Origin of the sequence: Streptomyces panacea (genome assembly GCF_040560175.1) — a bacterium.
GTDB classification, from domain to species: Bacteria; Actinomycetota; Actinomycetes; order Streptomycetales; family Streptomycetaceae; genus Streptomyces; species Streptomyces panacea.
In genome coordinates, this window is the sequence record NZ_JARJHW010000158.1 from 1 (window position 1) to 17,272 (window position 17,272).

The 17,272-nt window shown below is 72.1% G+C and carries 14 protein-coding genes and 1 pseudogene; 8 read left to right on the forward strand and 7 right to left on the reverse strand.

Annotation, left to right across the window (positions count from 1 at the left end; genetic code table 11):
• Nucleotides 1-220: pseudogene (locus P3L51_RS27960) on the reverse strand (hypothetical protein); the annotation flags it as partial.
• Nucleotides 221-322: 102 nt separating this feature from the next.
• Here P3L51_RS27960 and P3L51_RS27965 point away from each other — a divergent pair.
• Nucleotides 323-742 (forward strand): CBS domain-containing protein, encoded by a 420-nt coding sequence (locus P3L51_RS27965; protein ID WP_354608086.1) that lies wholly within the window; start codon nt 323-325, stop codon nt 740-742.
• Nucleotides 743-847: 105 nt separating this feature from the next.
• A complete protein-coding gene (locus tag P3L51_RS27970; RefSeq protein WP_354608087.1) occupies nt 848-2,608 on the forward strand; it encodes an NAD+ synthase in 1,761 nt (586 codons plus the stop codon).
• A gap of 116 nt (nt 2,609-2,724) precedes the next feature.
• Here the strand turns inward: P3L51_RS27970 and P3L51_RS27975 are convergent, their stop codons facing one another.
• From P3L51_RS27975 to P3L51_RS27985, 3 genes are all read right to left on the reverse strand, one after another.
• On the reverse strand, nt 2,725-3,750 hold the full coding sequence (locus tag P3L51_RS27975; RefSeq protein ID WP_354608088.1) for an endonuclease/exonuclease/phosphatase family protein: 1,026 nt from the start codon (nt 3,748-3,750) through the stop codon (nt 2,725-2,727).
• 194 nt (nt 3,751-3,944) lie between these two features.
• Nucleotides 3,945-4,616 carry a TetR/AcrR family transcriptional regulator gene (locus P3L51_RS27980; protein ID WP_354608089.1) on the reverse strand — a complete coding sequence of 224 codons (672 nt, stop codon included), beginning with the start codon at nt 4,614-4,616 and terminating at the stop codon, nt 3,945-3,947.
• A 90-nt stretch (nt 4,617-4,706) separates the two neighbouring features.
• Nucleotides 4,707-6,338 carry a DHA2 family efflux MFS transporter permease subunit gene (locus P3L51_RS27985; RefSeq protein ID WP_354608090.1) on the reverse strand — a complete coding sequence of 544 codons (1,632 nt, stop codon included), beginning with the start codon at nt 6,336-6,338 and terminating at the stop codon, nt 4,707-4,709.
• 176 nt (nt 6,339-6,514) lie between these two features.
• On the opposite strand from P3L51_RS27985, the gene panB reads away from it, so the two are divergent.
• The 3 genes from panB (at nt 6,515) to P3L51_RS28000 (ending at nt 9,487) form a co-directional block, all read left to right on the forward strand.
• Nucleotides 6,515-7,375 carry a 3-methyl-2-oxobutanoate hydroxymethyltransferase gene (gene panB / locus P3L51_RS27990; protein WP_354608091.1) on the forward strand — a complete coding sequence of 287 codons (861 nt, stop codon included), beginning with the start codon at nt 6,515-6,517 and terminating at the stop codon, nt 7,373-7,375.
• 220 nt (nt 7,376-7,595) lie between these two features.
• A complete protein-coding gene (locus P3L51_RS27995; protein ID WP_354608092.1) occupies nt 7,596-8,630 on the forward strand; it encodes an ATP-binding cassette domain-containing protein in 1,035 nt (344 codons plus the stop codon).
• Entirely contained in the window at nt 8,627-9,487 is an 861-nt protein-coding gene (locus P3L51_RS28000; protein ID WP_354608093.1) for an ABC transporter permease, read from the forward strand. The genes P3L51_RS27995 and P3L51_RS28000 overlap by 4 nt, the downstream gene beginning before the upstream one ends.
• 31 nt (nt 9,488-9,518) lie before the next feature.
• Here the strand turns inward: P3L51_RS28000 and P3L51_RS28005 are convergent, their stop codons facing one another.
• A complete protein-coding gene (locus P3L51_RS28005) occupies nt 9,519-12,929 on the reverse strand; it encodes an AfsR/SARP family transcriptional regulator (RefSeq protein WP_354608094.1) in 3,411 nt (1,136 codons plus the stop codon).
• A gap of 452 nt (nt 12,930-13,381) precedes the next feature.
• Here P3L51_RS28005 and P3L51_RS28010 point away from each other — a divergent pair, with 452 nt between their 5' ends.
• Nucleotides 13,382-14,182 carry a site-2 protease family protein gene (locus tag P3L51_RS28010; RefSeq protein WP_354608095.1) on the forward strand — a complete coding sequence of 267 codons (801 nt, stop codon included), beginning with the start codon at nt 13,382-13,384 and terminating at the stop codon, nt 14,180-14,182.
• On the opposite strand, the gene P3L51_RS28015 is transcribed toward P3L51_RS28010, so the two are convergent.
• Together P3L51_RS28015 and npdG are read right to left on the reverse strand one after the other, a co-directional pair.
• Nucleotides 14,175-14,429, reverse strand: a complete 255-nt coding sequence (locus tag P3L51_RS28015) for a hypothetical protein (protein WP_435594540.1) — start codon at nt 14,427-14,429, stop codon at nt 14,175-14,177. The genes P3L51_RS28010 and P3L51_RS28015 overlap by 8 nt on opposite strands.
• 12 nt (nt 14,430-14,441) lie before the next feature.
• Nucleotides 14,442-15,152, reverse strand: a complete 711-nt coding sequence (gene npdG, locus P3L51_RS28020; protein ID WP_354608097.1) for an NADPH-dependent F420 reductase — start codon at nt 15,150-15,152, stop codon at nt 14,442-14,444.
• 159 nt (nt 15,153-15,311) lie between these two features.
• On the opposite strand from npdG, the gene P3L51_RS28025 reads away from it, so the two are divergent.
• Nucleotides 15,312-15,941 (forward strand): hypothetical protein, encoded by a 630-nt coding sequence (locus P3L51_RS28025; RefSeq protein ID WP_354608098.1) that lies wholly within the window; start codon nt 15,312-15,314, stop codon nt 15,939-15,941.
• Nucleotides 15,942-15,984: 43 nt separating this feature from the next.
• The coding region (locus P3L51_RS28030; protein ID WP_354608099.1) for an MFS transporter at nt 15,985-17,272 on the forward strand (1,288 nt) is incomplete at its 3' end.

The following is a 17,272-nucleotide window of genomic DNA, read 5'->3' on the forward strand; positions in this document are numbered from 1 at the left end:
GGTCGCCCGCCCCGTCGCCCGCCTCGTCACCCGCCCCGCCACCGGCCGTGACCGTCTCGACCGGGATCTCGAAGACCGTGCCCGCCGCCCCGGCGGACGCCGGCCGGTCCGGCTCCCCGCCTCGCCGGGTGCCGACGTGGACGCGGCGGAATGCGCCGCGGTCCGCGCCCGGCAGGTCGTGGCCCAGAATCCGCGGGGGCGGCGGCGCCGTGCCCCTCACCTCTCCTTTCACCCGTACGGGTGACAGCGGTCGCGTACACCCGTACGGCCCCATGACGATGGGGACGCTCGGGGCGGACGGCATTCAGGAGGATCGAAGCCCATGACCACCGCCAAAGACATCATGCATCCCGGCGCCGACTGGATCCCCTCGCACGAGACCCTGGACCGGGCCGCGCAGCTCATGCGGGACCTGGACGTCGGCGCACTGCCCATCGCCGACACCGAGGAGCGGCTGACCGGCATCCTGACCGACCGCGACATCGTCATCGGCTGCGTGGCGATGGGCCACGACCCGGCGAAGGTCACCGCCGGCGAGATGGCCGACGGCACGCCGCGCTGGATCGACGCGGGCGCGGACGTGGACGACGTGCTCCACGAGATGCAGGAGCACCAGATCCGCCGGCTGCCGGTCATCGAGAACAAGCGTCTGGTCGGCATGATCAGCGAGGCGGACCTGGCGCAGCACCTGGGCGACGCGCAGATCGCCGCGTGGGTGGAACGGGTCTACGCGAGCGGCTGAGCCCCCGGACAGGGCACGGCAGGGTGTGTGGGGCCGCCGCCCAGTGGCGCGGCCCACACACCCGCGCCCACCCCATCGCGTCAGAAAGACGATTACAGTGGGGACGTGCCTCAACTACGTCTCGCCCTGAATCAGATCGACTCGACCGTCGGCGATCTCGCCGCGAACGCCGAGGCGATCGTGCACTGGACCCGGCACTCCGCCGAACAGGGCGCGCATCTCGTCGCGTTCCCCGAGATGGTGCTGACCGGCTACCCCGTCGAGGACCTGGCCCTGCGCTCGTCCTTCGTCGAGGCGTCCCGCGACGCCCTGCGGGCGCTCGCCGCGCGGCTCGACGCCGAGGGCTTCGGCGAACTGCCCGTCGTCGTGGGCTATCTCGACCGGTCCGAGCGGGACCGGGCGCGGATCGGCCGACCGGCCGGCTCCCCGCAGAACGCCGCCGCCGTGCTGCACCGGGGCGCTGTGGCGCTGACCTTCGCCAAGCACCACCTGCCCAACTACGGCGTCTTCGACGAGTTCCGCTACTTCGTCCCCGGCGACACCATGCCCGTCGTCCGGGTGCGCGGTGTCGATGTCGCGCTCGCGATCTGCGAGGACCTCTGGCAGGACGGCGGCCGGGTCCCGGCCACCCGTTCCGCCGGGGCCGGCCTGCTGCTCTCGATCAACGCCTCGCCGTACGAGCAGGCCAAGGACGACACCCGGCTGGAACTCGTGCGCAAGCGCGCCCAGGAGGCCGGCTGCGTCACCGCGTATCTCGCGATGATCGGCGGCCAGGACGAGCTGGTCTTCGACGGCGACTCGATCGTCGTCGACAAGGACGGCGAAGTCGTGGCGCGCGCGCCGCAGTTCGCCGAGGGCTGTGTGGTCCTGGACCTCGAACTGCCCGCGGCCGCCGAACGGCCGCCGAGCGGCACCGTGGACGACGGTCTGCGTATCGACCACGTCGTCCTCTCCGATGAGCCCGTCCCCGCCTACGAGCCGGAGCTGGCCGGTGGCTACGCGGACCGGCTGGACGACGACGAGGAGGTCTACTCCGCCCTGGTGGTGGGCCTGCGGGCGTACGTCGCCAAGAACGGCTTCAGGTCCGTCCTGATCGGCCTCTCCGGCGGCATCGACTCCGCCCTCGTCGCCGCCATCGCCTGCGACGCGCTCGGCGCCGAGAACGTCTACGGCGTCTCGATGCCGTCCAAGTACTCGTCGGACCACTCGCGCGGCGACGCGGCCGAGCTGGCCCGACGTACGGGGCTGAACCTCCGCACCGTCCCCATCGGGCCGATGTTCGACGCGTACATGGACGCGCTCGCCCTGACCGGACTCGCGGAGGAGAACCTCCAGTCACGGCTGCGCGGCACCATGCTGATGGCGCTCTCCAACCAGGAGGGCCAGATCGTGCTGGCGCCGGGCAACAAGTCCGAGCTGGCGGTGGGGTATTCGACGCTGTACGGCGACTCCGTCGGCGCGTACGGCCCGATCAAGGACGTCTACAAGACGGCGGTCTTCCGGCTCGCCCGCTGGCGCAACCGCGCCGCCGTGGAGCGCGGCCGGACGCCGCCGATCCCGGAGAACTCGATCACCAAGCCGCCGAGCGCGGAACTGCGCCCCGGCCAGGTCGACACGGACTCGCTGCCGGACTACGACGTGCTGGACCGGCTGCTGGCGATGTACGTCGACCGCGACCAGGGCAGCGACGCGATCGTCGCGGCGGGCTTCGACCCCGAGACGGTGGCGAGGACGCTGCGCATGGTGGACACGGCGGAGTACAAGCGGCGGCAGTATCCGCCGGGCACCAAGATCTCCGCGAAGGGCTTCGGCAAGGACCGGCGGCTGCCGATCACGAACCGCTGGCGGGAATCACCGAACGCCTGAACAGCCGACGTCCGACTTCACCGGCCGCCCGACTTCACCGGCCGCCCGACTTCGACGATCGTCCGACTTCACCGGCCGCCGGACTTCACCGATCGACCGAACAGGCGGGCCTGGGCTCAGAGTTCGATACGGGCGGCGACCGGCAGATGGTCGCTGCCCGTGCGCGGCAGTGTCCACGACGACATCGGCTCGACGCCCTTGACCATGATCTGGTCGATCCGGGCCATCGGGAACGCCGCCGGCCAGCTGAAACCGTAGCCGTCGCCGGCGGCGCCCTGGGTGGAGCGCATCTGCGACGTCACGGCGTTCAGGGAGCGGTCGTTCATCGTCCCGTTGAGGTCGCCGAGCAGCACGACCCGCCGGATCTCCTCGTCCGCGATCGCCTCGCCGAGCGCGTCGGCGCTGTCGTCACGCTGGTTGGCGGTGAAGCCGGCGTGCAGTTTCACGCGTACGGACGGCAGGTGCGCCACGTAGACGGCGACCTCGCCCCCCGGCGTCGTCACGGTGGCGCGCATCGCGCGGGTCCAGCCCATCCGGATGTCGACGGGGCGGCTGCCGGTCATCGGGTACTTGCTCCAGAGTCCCACCGTGCCCTGCACCGAGTGGTACTTGTACGTCGCGGCGAGCGCCTTCTCGTACGTGGGGACCGCCGACACCTTCAGCTCCTCCAGCGCCACGACGTCCGCGCCGGACTCCACGATCTCGCGCGCGGTTCCCTCCGGGTCGGGATTCTCCGCGTTGACGTTGTGCGTGGCGACCGTCAGATCGCCGCCACCGCCCGACTTGTCGAGGATCAGCCCGCCGAAGAGATTGGCCCAGACAACGGCCGGGAGCAGCAGCGCGATCAGCGCGGTGGCGGAGCGCCGTACCAGCGCGGCCACGAGAATCACGGGCACGAGCAGCCCCAGCCACGGCAGGAAGGTCTCCATGAGACTGCCCAAGTTGCCGATGCGGTTGGGGATCTGGGCGTGCAGGATCATCACCAGCGCCGTCAGGACGGCGAGCGCCGCGAGGACGGCGCCGCGCCGCCAGATGCCGCGGTCGCCGCGCCAGCGGTCGACAAAGGTCCGGAACCGGCTCGTGGGAGGGTCGTTGTCATCGGCGCCGTCCACCCGGGACTCAGCCGTGTACTCCTGCGTCATTATTCCGCTGCCCTCACTGCCTTGCCGTGCACGCCCGCCATCGACCCTAGGCGATGACGGGCGCTTTCTCCGCCGTCCGACGACGGCCGTACTGCCTCAAGGACGAGTGACGTGGGGCGGCGGGTTCCGGACAAGGGCGGCTACCGGGCCGCTGTGACGCAACACGCACGGTCGGCGCGGTACGCGGCGAGCGGTCAGCCCTGCGTGTCCTCGGCCGTGTCGTCGGCCGTGTCGACGGCCGGATCCACCGCCGCGTCCCTGGGGCGCAGCCCTTCGAGCACCGCGCGGATGATGCGCTCGGAGAGGTCGTCGTCCAGCGGTGATTCCTTGCGGTGGACGGTGCGCAGGAGCATGGGGCCGACGAAGAGTTCCTCGATCAGCTCCGGGTCGATGTCCGCGCGGAGTTCACCCGCGGCGACGGCGCGGCGGACGGCCGCCGTGACCGCGACGCGCCGCGGCTCGATCACCGTGCTCTGGTAGGCGCCCCACAGCTTCGGGTGACTCTTCATCTGCGCGAAGACGTTGTGGAGCAGGGCCGAGTTGCGCTGGGCGAGACCGCGGCGGCGCATGGACTCCAGGGAGACGAGGATGTCGGAGAGGCCCGAGGTGCCGGACAAGGCCGGCTCGGGCGGCTCGATGTGGCGCAGGACGTCCAGGAAGAGTTCCTCCTTGCCGCTCCAGCGCCGGTAGATGGTGGCCTTGCCGACGCCCGCCGTCCGTGCGATGCGCTCGATGGAGAGCCCGGCCAGCGGCTCGCCCTCCTCAAGAAGCTTCACCACGGCCTGGAGGATCGCGCGTTCGGCCGCCTCGCTGCGTGGCCGGCCCCGCTTGGGCTCCCGGCCCCGGTCCTGCTCCTGCTCTCGCAATGCCTCACCCTTCGCCCTGCCCCGACCACGCCGTGCGGCCCGCACCCGCGCGCCGATTCTCGCCGACGGCGGCGGGTGCGGTCGACCGTCTCAGTCGCGTGCGGCGGGCACGGGCGCCTCGGCCGGCCGCTCGCCGCGCCGCTCCGGTGCGGGCCCTTCCGGAGCCGTACGGCCCGGCATGAACAGCGCCACCACGACGGTGCCGATCAGCGCGACACCGGCGGAGCCGAGGGCGGTGACATGCATCGCGCTCAGGAAGGCGTCGTTCGCGGAGGAGATCAACGGGGCGCCGGCGGGGCCGAGTTTCTCGGCGACGGCCATGGTCGCCTCGATCGACTCCGCCGCCGTGTCGCGCGCGGCGGCCGGGACGGCGCCGAGGTGTCCCTCGATCTCGCCGCGGTAGGTCGAGGAGAGCAGCGAGCCGAGTACGGCGACGCCGAGCGCCCCGCCGACCTGGCGGAAGGTGTTGTTGATGGCCGAGCCCGAGCCGGCCTTCTCGCGCGGCAGGGCCTGCATGACGGCGACGGTCACCGGCGGCATGATGTGGGCCATTCCGGCGCCCTGGACGAAGAAGACGACGCACAGCACCCATACGGGTGTGGTGGCGTCGAAGAGGGCGAACGCGGCGAGACCCGCGGCGACCAGCAGCATGCCGCCGGTGCAGACGGCGCGGGCGCCGAACCGGTCGACGACCAGCCGGGCGCGCGGCGCGAAGACCATCTGGGCGACGGCGAGCGGCACGATCATCAGGCCCGAGTCGAGCGCGCTGTAACCGCGCACGCTCTGGAGGTAGAAGGCCGAGAAGAAGGTCACGCCCATCAGTGCGAAGAAGACCAGCGCGATGGCGGCGACAGCGGCGGAGAACGCCGGCTTCTTGAAGTAGGACATGTCGATCGACGGATGGTCGCTGCGCTTCTCGTGGAGGACGAACGCGGCCAGCACGGCCACACCGCCGAGGGTCGAGGCCAGCACCGTGGCGTCGGTGAAGTCGGCCAGCTCGCCCGCGCGGATGATCCCGTACACCAGCAGGACGAGGCCGACGATCGAGAGCAGCACCCCCACGGGGTCGACACGGCCCGGGTTCGGGTCCTTGGAGTCCGGCACCAGGAACCACATCGCGATCAGCGCGACGATCACCACGGGGACGTTGACCAGGAAGATCGAGCCCCACCAGAAGTGTTCGAGCAGGACGCCGCCGGTGATCGGCCCGATGGCGATGGCGAGTCCGACGCCGCCCGCCCAGATGCCGATGGCCTTGGGCTGCTCGTCGCGCTCGAAGACGTTCATCAGGACGGCGAGGGTGGCCGGCATCACAAAGGCGGCGCCGAAGCCCATCAGGGCCCGGTACGCGACGAGTTCACCGGGCGATCCGGACATCGCGGCGAGGGCGGAGCCGATGCCGAAGACGGCTATGCCGAAGAGCAGCACCTTCTTGCGGCCGACGCGGTCGCCGAGCAGGCCGGAGGTGAAGAGGAGGCCGGCGAAGACAAGGGTGTAGGAGTTGATCGCCCATTCCAGCTCGCTCTGGGTGGCGCCGATCCCGACGGGCTCCGGGCTCGCGATCGTCTTGACCGCGACATTCAGGATCGAGTTGTCGAGGACCACGATGAGCAGGCTGAACATGAGGACGCCGAGGATGGCCCAGCGGCGCTGGTGAATGGCTTCAGGGACCCGGGGCGCGGAGTCGTGGACGCCGGACGGCGCGGGTGACGGTGTGGACATGGCGAGGAGCCTAAGCCAATTTCAATACGATACCGTCTCGTATTGTAAATTCTTTACCCGGCGGGCCCGCGAGAGCGGAGCAGCCCCACTTCCCGTCGGTGGCCCGGAGATGCCACCATGGAGGCGGTCCGGGGACGCCGTCAGGGCGCCTCGAGATGACGAAGGAGTCGTAAGCCATGACGTCCGAGGCTGCGCAGAATCCCTCACGTGATCCCAAGTCGCTGTACGGCGGCACGGGCACCCGCCGCGTCACCGTCCACGACATCGCCGCCGCCAAGCGACGCGGCGAGAAGTGGCCCATGCTCACGGCGTACGACGCGATGACCGCGTCCGTCTTCGACGAGGCCGGCATCCCGGTGATGCTCGTCGGCGACTCGATGGGCAATGTCCACCTCGGCTACGAGACGACCGTGCCGGTCACGCTCGACGAGATGACCATGCTGTCCGCGGCCGTCGTACGGGGCACCAGGCGCGCCCTCGTCGTCGGCGACCTGCCCTTCGGCTCGTACCAGGAAGGTCCCGTCCAGGCCCTGCGCAGCGCCACACGGCTGGTCAAGGACGCCGGGGTGGGCGCGGTCAAGCTGGAGGGCGGGGCGCGCTCGCTGGCGCAGACGGAGCTGATCGTCCAGTCCGGCATCCCGGTCATGTCGCACCTCGGCCTGACGCCGCAGTCGGTGAACACCCTGGGCTACCGGGTGCAGGGCCGCGGCGACGAGGCCGCGCACCGGCTGCTGCACGACGCCAAGTCGGCGCAGGCGGCCGGCGCGTTCGCGGTGGTCCTGGAACTGGTGCCCGCCGAGGTCGCCGCCGAGATCACCCGGTCGCTGGACATCCCGACCATCGGCATCGGCGCCGGCCCGGACACCGACGCCCAGGTGCTCGTCTACACCGACATGGTGGGCCTCACGGGTGGCAAGGTGCCGCGCTTCACCAAGCAGTACGCGAACCTCCGGCAGACGCTCGGCGACGCCGCCAGGGCGTTCGCGGACGAGGTCTCGGGAGGAACGTTCCCGCAGGAGGAGCACACCTTCCACTAGCCCCACCCCAGCAGCCACTGCCGCAAGAGAAGACAGCCCGCCGACATCCCCCATCGGCGGGCTGTCGGCGTTCCCCACGGTGTTCTCCCGGAGTTTCCCTGACGCTCCCCCGGCGTTCGCCCGGCCCACGGGGGCCCGGCACGGGCCCGACAGGCGCGTGTCGGCGGGCTGTCGGTCAGCTGTCGGCCCGATGTCAGCGGCGGCTGCCAGGATCAACGGCATGACGCGAATCGACACCATCCCTGCCGACGGCACCACGGCCGTCACGGTACGGGGCCTGGTCAAGCACTACGGTGCGACCAAGGCGCTGGACGGCGTGGACCTGGACGTGCGCGAAGGCACCGTTCTCGGTGTCCTCGGCCCCAACGGCGCCGGCAAGACCACCCTCGTACGCTGCCTGTCCACCCTGATCCTGCCCGACGCCGGTACGGCCGTCGTCGCCGGCTACGACGTGGTGAGGCAGCCGCGGCAGCTCCGCCGCACCATCGGCCTCACCGGTCAGTACGCCTCGGTCGACGAGAAGCTCTCCGGCTGGGAGAACCTGTACATGATCGGGCGGCTGCTCGATCTCACCCGTACGGCCGCCCGCAAGCGTGCGGACGAGCTGCTGGAGCGGTTCTCGCTCACCGAGGCGGCGAAGAAGCCGGTGCTCCAGTACTCGGGGGGCATGCGCAGGCGCCTGGACCTCGCGGCGTCGATGATCGGGCAGCCCTCGGTGCTCTACCTGGACGAGCCGACGACCGGCCTCGACCCCCGCACGCGCAACGAGGTGTGGGCGGAGGTCAAGCGGATGGTCGCCGACGGCGTGACCGTCCTGCTCACCACGCAGTACATGGAAGAGGCCGAGCAGCTCGCGAGCGAGCTGACGGTCATCGACCGCGGCCGGGTCGTCGCGGGCGGCAAGGTCGACGAACTGAAGGCGAAGGTCGGCGGCCGGACCCTGGAGATCCGTCCGAGCGATCCCGGCCGACTGCCGGAGATGGCGAGGGCGTTGAGCGAGACGGGCCTGGACGGCGTCGCGGGGTCGCAGATCCAGGACGGCATGCTGTTCGTGCCGATCCTCGCCGACGTACAACTGACCGCCGTCATCGGCCTGATGGCCGGGCGCGGGTTCGAGATCGCGCACATCGGCACCCATCTGCCCAGCCTGGACGAGGTGTTCCTGGCGATCACGGGCGAGAAGGCCGGCGAACAGGGCGACGGCACGAACGACGACGAGCGGGACGACGAGCAGCTGAAGGGGGTCGCGGCATGAGCACGGCGACGACGACGAAAGTGACGGAGCCCACGCCGTCCACCCGGACCGAGGAATCCGTCCGGGCCACCACCGACGAGGGCCGGATCGGCCTGCGGGCCAATCTGCGGCACATCGGCGCCCTCGCGCGCCGTAACGCCCTCCAGATCAAGCAGGATCCGGAGTCGATGTTCGACGTCCTGCTGATGCCGATCGTCTTCACGCTGCTCTTCGTCTTCGTCTTCGGCGGGGCCGTCGCGGGCAAGGGCAATCAGTCCGAGTACGTCAGCTATCTGGTCCCCGGCCTGATGGCGATGATGGGACTCAACGTCTCGATGGCCGTCGGCAGCGGAATCAACGAGGACTTCCAGAAGGGGGTCATGGACCGGTTCCGTACGATGCCCATCGCCCGGTCCTCGGTCCTCATCGCGAAGATCGTGGTCGAGGTCGGCCGGATGATGGTCGCCTTCGCGATCCTGCTGATCGTGGGCTTCGTGCTCGGTATGTCGATCGAGACCTCGCCGCTCGAAGTGCTGGGCGCGATAGGGCTGTCACTGCTGTTCGGCGCGTCGTTGATGTGGATCTTCATCCTGATCGGTCTGACCGTGAAGACGGCGCAGGCGGTGCAGGGCGTCGGATTCCTGGTGCTGATGCCGCTCCAGTTCGGCTCCTCGATCTTCACACCGCCGTCGACGATGCCGGGCTGGCTCCAGACCTTCACGGACTACAACCCGCTGTCGAATCTGGCCGACGCGGCGCGCGGGCTGTTCATCGGCGGGCCGGTCGCCCACGACCTGTGGATGACACTGGCCTGGTCGGCGCTGATCACGGTGGTGACGGCGCCGCTGGCGGTGTCCAAGTTCCGCAAGAAGACCTGACCTCGGCTCCGGGCGCCGGCCCCGGGGGGCGTCAGACGCCGGCGAGTGCGAAGGCCTCGTCGAGGGTGAGCGCGCGCCCCTCGGCGAGGGCCTTCTCGTAGGCGGCGCCCGTCAGCCCCCCGGCGCGGACCGCCGCCTCGGCCGCCGCCCGGCTCTCGCGCTCCTGCGAGGCCCGGTAGTGGCCGCGCGGCAGGTGCCGCTCGTACGCGCCCACCAGGCGCGCCCCGTCCCGTACCCGCTCCGCGCCGCCGAGCCCGGCCAGCGACCAGCCCACGGTCAGCAGATGGACCGCGGACAGCTGCGGGGCGACCATCCGCGACATCGGGTCGAGCGTCCGGGCGAGCGCCAGCCGCGCCCGGTCGAGCCCTTCGGCGTACCGGGCGTCGACATTGTCCAGCCAGGCGAGCATCCCGAACACGAATCCCTCGAAGAGGACCAGGTTGGAGTACTGGAAGGTCGCCAGCAACCGGACCAGTTCCTCGCGCCCCTCCGCGGCGCGCCCGCTGCGGCCGAGCCAGATCGCCAGATAGAGACGGGCGGCCGGCTCGGCCTCGTAGTCGCGCCGCGCGGTCTGCGCGAGGATCTCGCGCAGCATCACCTCGCCCTCGTCCCCGTCGCCCGTCTCCATCATCACGCCCGCCAGGCGGGTGCGCAGGAGTGAGACCTGTGCCTCGGCGCCGAGCAGCCGGGTGTTCTCGATGGCGGCCCGGAAGTCCGCGGCGGAACGCTCGAACTCACCGTTGCGCTCGAAGGCCTCGGCGCGGGCCGACAGCGCTTCGGCCGCGCCCCACGCGTCGCCGAGCCGGGTGAAGATATCCAGGCTCTCGTCGGCGTCCCGGCCCGCGTCGCCGATCCACTCGCTGCGGTTGGCGAGGATGTTGGCCCGCATCTGGAGGGCCGACGCCAGCTCCCACTCGTAGCCGAAGTCCCGGCACGCCTCGACCCTCGCGTCGATGAACTCCCGGAGCCGGCCGACGTCCCCCGTCAGCATGATCGCGAAGAACCAGAGCGAGCCGGGCGTACGGCAGGTCTGCGGCAGACCGGGCGAGTACGCCTCGCCGACCCGGCCCAGCCACTCCATGGCCTCGGGGGTGGTCCATGAGTCGAACTCGTGGTTCATGCTCGACAGTTGGATCATGCGGACCCCGCGCCGCGCCTCCAGCAGTTGCTCGGGCGCCATCGGCGGCGGCGCGTCCGTGCACCGTTCGTGCAGCGGCGGTGCGGGGACGACCGGCGCGTCGAAGGGGTCGGGGCCCAGTTCGGCGACGGCCCGCGCCCAGTGCCGCGCGTCGGTCCGCAGATCACGGATCTGCCAGTACCAGGCGAGCGAGTGCACCAGACAGAGCGCCTCGTGCTCGTCCCGGCCGGCGACGGCGCGCCGCAGGGCGGTGCGCGTGTTCTCGTAGTCGAGGGTGATCCGCTCGATCCAGTGGAGCTGCTCGGGGCCGCGCAGCTTCGGGTCGGCGAGCCGGAGCAGCTCCCGGAAGTGCACGAGATGGCGGCGCTCGGCGGCGGCGCGGTCACCGGACTCGTCCAGCCGTTCCCCGGCGTACTCCAGGACGGTCTCCAGCAGCCGGTAGCGCATCACGCCGTCCGGGGCGGGGGTGGCGACCACGAGTGACTTGTCGACGAGCGAGCCGAGGAGTCCGAGCGCGTCGGGCCCGCACACCGCCTCGGCGGCGGCCAGGTCGCAGCCGCCCGCGAAGACGGACAGGGCGCCCAGCGCGGTCCGCTCGGCGGAGTCGAGCAGGTCCCACGACCAGTCGACGACGGCGCGCAGCGTCTGCTGCCGGGGCAGTACGGTGCGGCTGCCGCCGGTCAGCAGCCGGAACCGGTCGTCCAGGCGGTCGGCGATCTGCCGGGGGGTGAGCATCCGCAGCCTGGCGGCGGCCAGTTCGATCGCGAGCGGCAGCCCGTCGAGCCGGCGGCAGATCTCCTCGGCGGCGGCCGGGTCGTCCTCCGTACGGAAGCCGGGCCGGGCGGCGGCGCCGCGGTCGGCGAGCAGCCGCAGCGCCATCGGCTCGGGCAGCGGCCCGACGGGGCGTACGACCTCGCCGGGCACGCCGAGCGGTTCCCGGCTGGTGGCGAGGACGGTCACGCCGGGGCACCGGACCAGCAGTTCCTCGGCCAGCCGGGCGGCGGCGTCCACGACGTGCTCGCAGTTGTCGAGCAGGAGGAGCATGCGACGGCGCGAGCAGTGCTCGACGAGCCGTACGAGGGGGTCGTCGGCGCCCGGGTCGACGGCCCGCAGTCCCTCGGCCCCGGCGCCGCGCAGCACGGTCTCACGCGCCCCGAGCGCGACGAGTACGGCTTCGGGCACGGTCGCGGGGTCGTCCACGGGCGCGAGCTCGGCGAGCCACACCCCGTCGGGCCACTCCTCGTGGCCGTCCCCGGCGGCGACCTCCTGCGACAGCCGTGTCTTCCCGGCGCCCCCGGCCCCGAGCAACGTGACGAGCCGCGCGTCCCGCAGATCCCCCCGGAGGTCGACCAGATCGGCCTCCCGGCCGACGAAGCTGGTGATCCGGGCGCGGAGGTTGCCGGGGACGGCGTCCGGCACGGGAGCCGGGCCCGCGCCCGGGCCGGCCGAGTCGCGCAGCGCGACGTGACCGTCCGGGTGGGCGCCGGTGGGACCGGCCGCACGGGGCGCGACCCGGTCGGCCGATGCCCCGGCCGGGGCCGGCCGGGGTGTGCCGCGTCGGTGGGCGTCCGTCGTCTCGTACGCCTCCGGGTTCAGCAACTCCTTGTGCAGCGCGCGCAGTTCCGGCCCCGGGTCCATGCCCAGGCGGGTCGCGAGGTCGCGGCGGACCTCCTCGTACGCCGACAGGGCCTCCGCCGTGCGGCCCGCCGCGCGCAGGGCGCGCAGGCGCAGCGCCTGGAGCAGTTCGTCGATCGGGTGCTCGTCGCAGAGCGCCGCCAGTTCGGGCAGTGCCTCGTCCGCCCGGCCGAGTGCGAGCGCCGCCGTGAGGCGGGCGCGGCGGGCGCCCAGCCGGCGGGACTCCCAGCGCGCCGACTCGGCCCTGTGGTCGGGCAGGTCGGACAGCGCGGGGCCGTGCCACAGGCCCAGGGCCTCGTCCAGCAGGTCGGCGGCCCGCTCGGGGCTGCCGGCGTCCAGGGCCTTCGTCCCCTCGGCCGTGAGCCGCTCGAAGCGGTACAGGTCCACGTCGTCCGGGTCGGCGCACAGCCGGTACCCGCCACTGTCCGAGACGACGGTCCCGGCCCCCAGCGCCCGGCGGAGTCGGCTCACCAGGGCCTGGAGCGCGCCCGCCGCGTCCGCGGGCGCGTCGCCGTCCCAGACCGCGTCGACGAGCGTGGCCGCCTGGACGGTCCGGCCGGGCCGCATCGCCAGTACGGTCAGCAGCGCGCGCAGCCGTGATCCGCCGACGGCGTACGGGGTGCCGTCGGCGCGCAGTGCCCGGGTGGGGCCGAGTAGGCGGTAGCGCACCCCACCATTGTCCGGTACGGCCCTCCCACTGGCCGCCCGCTCCCCAAGGTCCGTGGACCACATGTGCCGGTTCCCCCTCCGTACCCAGGGCGCGTCCGCGAGATCGCGCCCGTTCCGCGATGCCTGGACGGCACCACTCCCCCCGTAGCCCCGAGGGGGCACGGGAGGTCCCCCGTTGTCGTCGGTCGGCCACGTACGGCCGGCCCCTCGGCGACGCCGACCTCCGCCTCGCGACGCGACGCACCGCACCGCACCTCACGCCGACGCGACATCAGCCGCTCGCTGTCGGTCCGCGGGCCCCGCCCCGCGGGCGGACGGCGCTACTTCGCGGACACGCCCCGGCCTCGCCGGAACCCATCCCCCCGCGCGAGACGTTCTCGCCGTGTCGCCTGTACGGTCAGGCACGCCCTGCCGCCCGTATCCGCCCGCCCGCACCCCTTCAGGAGCCGCGAATGACCACCGCACCCTCCCGTCGCGACCGGCGGATCAGTCCCGTCTTCCTCGGGATCGCCGCCGTCATGGCGGCCACCGGGTGGGCCGTGTGGACGGACTTCGCGGCGGACGCCCGTATCGCCGTCTTCCTCTTCGTCACGTCCGCGTGGATCGTCTCGCTCTGTCTGCACGAGTACGCGCACGCCCGCACCGCCCTGCACAGCGGCGACATCTCCATCGGCGCCAAGGGCTACCTGACGCTCAACCCCCTCAAGTACACCCACGCGCTGCTGAGCATCGTGCTCCCCGTGCTCTTCGTCATCATGGGCGGCATCGGCCTGCCCGGTGGCGCGGTCTTCATCGAGCGCGCCAGGATCCGGGGCCGGTGGCGGCACAGCCTGATCTCGGCGGCGGGTCCGCTGACGAACCTGCTGTTCGCGGCCGTCTGCACGGCGCCCTTCTGGCTGGGTCTGCTCGACGGTGTGCCGCTCGTCTTCCGCTTCGCGCTCGCGTTCCTGGCGCTGCTCCAGGTGACGGCCGCGATCCTCAACTTCCTGCCCGTGCCGGGACTTGACGGCTACGGCGTGATCGAGCCGTGGCTGTCGCGCAAGTTCCGGGCGCAGGTCGAGCCGTTCGCGCCGTTCGGACTGCTCGCGGTCTTCGGCATCCTGTTCATCCCCGAGGTGAACCGCGCGTTCTTCGAGGGGATCGACGCGATCCTGGGTGGGCTCGGCATCAGCGATCTCGAAACGTACTGCGGCCAGAACTTCTACCGCTTCTGGACGACCCGCGACGAGTTCTGCCAGTCGTTCGTCAGCTAGCGCGCGGGGCGGTCCTGGCTCTGCGCAGGTAGTACCACGCCATGTTCGACGACAGCCCGACCAGCAGCACCCAGACGACGCCGAGCCAGCCGCTCCCCCGCACGAAGGACACCACGGCCGCCGCGACGGACAGCAGGCAGACGACGAGGGCGTAGAGAGCGAGGCGGGGCATGGGGTCGGCTCCTGATCCGGGGGTGTGCGGGACGTGTGTACGACGCCCTGCGAAGACCCGTCCAGTGTCCCCCATGCCCCGGCCCGGTCAGACGTCGGTGACGCGCAGCCCCGCGTGCGCCTTGTAACGGCGGTTGACCGAGATCAGGTTCGCCACCAGTGACTCCACCTGGTGCGCGTTGCGCAGCCGCCCCGCGAACACCCCGCGCATACCGGGGATACGGGCCGCGAGCGCCTGCACGATGTCGGTGTCGGCCCGTACCTCGCCGAGCACCATCACATCGGTGTCGATCCGCTCGACAGCCGGGTCCTGGAGCAGCACGGCGGACAGGTGGTGGAAGGCCGCGGTCACGCGTGAGCCGGGCAACAGGGCGGCGGCCTGTTCGGCGGCGCTGCCCTCCTCCGGCTTCAGCGCGTAGGCGCCCTTCTTGTCGAAGCCGAGCGGGTTGACGCAGTCGACGACGAGCTTGCCCGCGAGTTCGTCCCTGAGCGATTCCAGCGTCTTGGCGTGGCCGTCCCACGGCACGGCGACGACGACGATGTCGCTGCGGCGCGCGCACTCGGCGTTGTCGGCGCCCTCGACACCGAGGCCGAGTTCGGCCGCCGCCGCCTCGGCGCGCTCGGTGGCGCGGGAGCCGATGATCACTTTCTGACCGGCCCGTGCCAGCCGGTAGGCGAGCCCGCGCCCCTGGTCGCCGGTGCCGCCGAGAACACCGACGGTCAGGTCCGAGACGTCGGGAAGCTCCCAGGGGTCCTTGGCGGGAGGCTTCGGCGTGCTGCCACTGTCAGTAGAAGTCATGACCTCGACAGTACTTGTCGGTGCGGGAGCCGTCCGGCACGCCCCTCACCGCTCCCGCACCGCTCCCCGCCGCGCCCCGCACAGACCGGAGCGACCCGTTCGGGTGACGCCGTACGGAGCCCCGGCGCGGGGCGCGGCGCTGCGGCAGGATCCCGGCCCATGGATGCCGTACGCGTCGCCCTGCTCCGTGAAGTCCTGGCCGGTACGCGGTGGCCGGCGGCTACCCGCCGGTTCGCCACGTCCCTGCGGTCCTCCGTCGTGCCGCACGGGGGCGGTCTGCTGCTGGTCGGGACGCGGGCGTACGAGCCGTGGCACCTGGCAGCGCATCTCGTGGACGAGGCGGCGTGGTCCGGCCGCCCGGAGCTGGCGCCGCTGCTCGTACGGCACCGGGTACGGCCCGGCGACCCCGCGCATCTGGCCGTCGGGCTCGGCAGGCTGGAGGGCGCGGGACGGGGTGAGACGCTGCTGCTGGTGGCCCCGGAGCGGCCGGACGGCGGGCTGTTGGAGCGGGTGCACGACGCGCGGCGGGCGGGGGCGACGGTGCTGTCGCTGGGGAGCGGGGACCCGGAGGTGGTGGGTCTGGCGCACGACGCGCTCACGGTCGAGCCGCCGGTTCCGCAGACCACGGCGGACGGGGCGTCGGGCATCGACCTCGACATGGTCCAGCACCTGGTCAGCGCGGCGGCCGGCGAGAACGGCCTGCCGACGGCACGCGGCAGGCTCCGCTTCCGGGACCGGCTGTCGCGGCTGGCCGATCAATTGACGTCGCCGCCGCCCGCCCGCTGGTAAAGGATTTGCCCGTCGTCACCGTCACGACGCAGCATGGCCTCTCGTGACCAAAAAGCTCTCGGCGATCCTGCCGGACCTCACGCCGCTGCGCACACTGCGCGAGTTCCGACTCCTGTGGATCCAGGGCCTGGTGACATATTTCGGCAGCTCCATGGCCATGATCGCGCTGCCGTTGCAGATCAAGGACCTCACCAACTCACCCCTCGCGGTCGGCGCGATGGGCGCCGTCGAGCTGGTCCCGCTGATCGTCTTCGGACTGTACGGAGGGGCGCTCGCCGACGCGGTCGACCGCCGGAAGCTGATCCTGCTCTCCGAGGCGGGCCTCGGGCTGCTCGCGGTCGTCCTGCTGATCAACGCGCTGCTGCCCCACCCGGCGCTCTGGCCCCTGTACGTCGTGGCCGCGGGCGTCTCGGCGCTCGCGGGCATCCAGCGGCCCGCGCTGGACTCCCTGATAGCCCGGATCGTGCCGCACGCCCAGCTGACGGCGGCGGCGGCGCTCAACGCGGTGCGCTGGCAGACCGCGGCGGTCGCCGGGCCCGCGACGGCCGGTGTCGTGGTCGCGTTCTCGGGGGCGGCGACGGCGTACGCGCTGACCGTGACCGGCTTCGTCGCCTCCGTACTGATGTGCCTGCGACTGCGGCCCGCGCCGCCTTCCAAGGAGGCGGCGAAGCCGTCGCTGCGCGGGATCGCGGAGGGCGCGCGGTACGCGTGGAGCAAGCCGGTGCTGCTGGGCACGTACGCGATCGACCTGAGCGCGATGTTCTTCGCCTTCCCGCTCGCGATCTTCCCGTTCCTGGCGGAGGACCTGGACGCGGAGTGGGCGCTCGGCCTGATGTACGGGGCGATTCCGCTCGGCTCCGTACTGATCAGCCTGACCAGCGGCTGGGCGTCGAAGGTCCGGCGGCACGGGTTGATGGTGGTGCTCGGCGCGGGCGGCTGGGGCCTGGCGATGACCCTGGCCGGGTGGATGCCGAACATCTGGCTGGTCCTGTTCTGCCTGATGCTGGCGGGCGCCGGCGACATGCTCAGCGGGCTGGGCCGCTCGACGATCTGGAACCAGACGATCCCCGAGGAGCTGCGAGGCAGGCTGGCGGGCCTGGAGGTGCTGTCGTACAGCGTGGGCCCGCAGCTGGGCCAGGTCCGCGCGGGCACGGTGGCCGGCTGGACGGGCACCCGCCCGGCGGTCTGGAGCGGCGGGGTGGCGTGCGTGGTGGCGGTGGGGCTGCTGGCGGCGGTGCTGCCGAAGCTGATGACGTACGACTCGGAGACGGACGAGGACGCGATGCGCCGGAAGGCCCAGCAGGAGGCGGAGCTCGCGGCGGAGGCGGCCG